At 43.5% G+C, this 1,639-nt stretch carries 2 protein-coding genes and 1 pseudogene; 1 reads left to right on the top strand and 2 read right to left on the bottom strand.

Annotation, left to right across the window (positions count from 1 at the left end; translation table 11 throughout):
• The coding region (locus JX312_RS13315; RefSeq protein ID WP_204458400.1) for an LptF/LptG family permease at nt 1-880 on the top strand (880 nt) is incomplete at its 5' end.
• A 24-nt stretch (nt 881-904) separates the two neighbouring features.
• Here JX312_RS13315 and JX312_RS13310 read toward each other — a convergent pair.
• Both JX312_RS13310 and JX312_RS13305 read right to left on the bottom strand, forming a co-directional pair.
• Nucleotides 905-1,303: a 2-amino-4-hydroxy-6-hydroxymethyldihydropteridine diphosphokinase gene (locus tag JX312_RS13310; protein WP_204458399.1), complete on the bottom strand. Its 399-nt coding sequence runs from the start codon at nt 1,301-1,303 to the stop codon at nt 905-907.
• Nucleotides 1,300-1,639, bottom strand: a pseudogene (locus tag JX312_RS13305) (hypothetical protein); the annotation flags it as partial. The gene JX312_RS13310 and the pseudogene JX312_RS13305, both read right to left, overlap by 4 nt.

The following is a 1,639-nucleotide window of genomic DNA, read 5'->3' as shown; positions in this document are numbered from 1 at the left end:
GATCGTATTTATATCAGTGATATTCTTTACGACAAAACTTGCCGGCAATTCCGAAATTATCGCGATTCTCTCAAGTGGTGTGAGTTTTAAAAGATTGCTGAGGCCATATATGATAGGTGCGGCTATAATAGCAGCCATGACCTTTCTTTTAAGCAATTACATAATTCCGCCCGGCAATGTGAAACGAATAGCATACACAAATAAATACGTCCGTAACAAGAGTGTGCAGACCGGAATTGACATCCAGCTCATGGCGCGTCCAGGTGAAGTTGTCTACATAGGCAGATTCGAGAACAGCACCAAAACAGGCTACCGATTCTCATTTGATAAATTTAAAGGGAAAGAACTCGTATCAAGAATGACCGCGCAGTCTGTCACTTACGACACTACACGTAATTATCACTGGACTGTAAGAGACTATATGATACGCGATTTTGACGGAATGAAAGAAAAGATCACTTCCGGCAGAGAAAAAGACACAATCATTCCAATCGAACCAAAAGACTTCCTTATATCCGCCAACGACTGGGAAACACTCACCACTCCCCAGCTTACCGAATATGTGGAAAAACAAAAGATGCGAGGTGTCGCGAACATCAAATCATTTGAAATAGAACGCGAGAAACGCTATGCATCTACTGCAGCGGCATTTATTCTTACGCTTATAGGGATGTCTCTTTCTTCAAAAAAATCAAAAGGAGGCATGGGATTGAATATCGGTATTGGACTCGCATTAAGTTTCAGCTACATCCTTTTTTCTACAGTGACAAGTTCATTTGCAGTTTCAGGTCTGACAACCCCGTTCATTGCCATGCAGATTCCTAACGTGATTTACCTTGCCATCGGTCTGTATTTATACAGAAGAGCATCCAAATTCTAAGAAACTGCTTATTAGTTAAGAGCTTCAGGTTGCAGGCAAGATTTCCCTATAGCCAATCTGAAAAAACTCTCTTGAAAAATCAAGCGGACGAAGAGTCTCGGATTTCCAGATTACGATGTCTATATCTATTGGCACCACTCCCCTTTTTCTGCAGTCCGCGTCACGACCGTATTCAACCTCAAAATCCTTAGCAAGACGATTTAAAGCACAAAAATCCAATTCAGTACAACCTGATGCGACGGCATTCATATAAGGAGCGCCGTGCCCAGTGACATCCGGTGTCTCATAAATCGAAGAGACACGGCATCCGGTTGCTACAGTCTGGAACCAACCGATAGCGGCAGCTACATTTCTCATACGGTCTCCGTGATTGGATCCGAAACTCAATGTCACAATACTTGACTGAACCGCACCGGAAATCATTTTCTGTTTTTTAATGTTATTTCCGTAATTTCCGGATAAGCAGTACCGAACCGAGCCGGAATACCTACCTCTCCGCAACCTATATTCACATAAAGCCGCGTTGTATCACCCTTCTCAGAAACCCGCTCATACATCCCCTTCCACTGCGGATAACGCCACTTCGACGGACTCCATTCATATCCGAATATCTTAAACACCATCTGCATGGCATGTGTGTGTCCGGACAATGTAAGGTCTACATCTGTGGTTGTAGAAACCTCACGATTCCAGTGGTCGGGATTATGCGAAAGCAATATCTTAAAACGTCCGTCCCGCAGATTGCAGGCAGATTCCGTA

Origin of the sequence: Barnesiella sp. CU968 (genome assembly GCF_905219685.1) — a bacterium.
In the GTDB taxonomy this organism is placed as follows: Bacteria; Bacteroidota; Bacteroidia; order Bacteroidales; family Muribaculaceae; genus Lepagella; species Lepagella muris_A.
This window is presented reverse-complemented; position numbering and strand designations above follow the sequence as displayed.

What these genes read in the sequence shown, in the direction of transcription:
- JX312_RS13310 (WP_204458399.1), bottom strand. Translation starts at nt 1,303, where the DNA reads ATGATTTCCGGTGCGGTTCAGTCAAGTATTGTGACATTGAGTTTCGGA.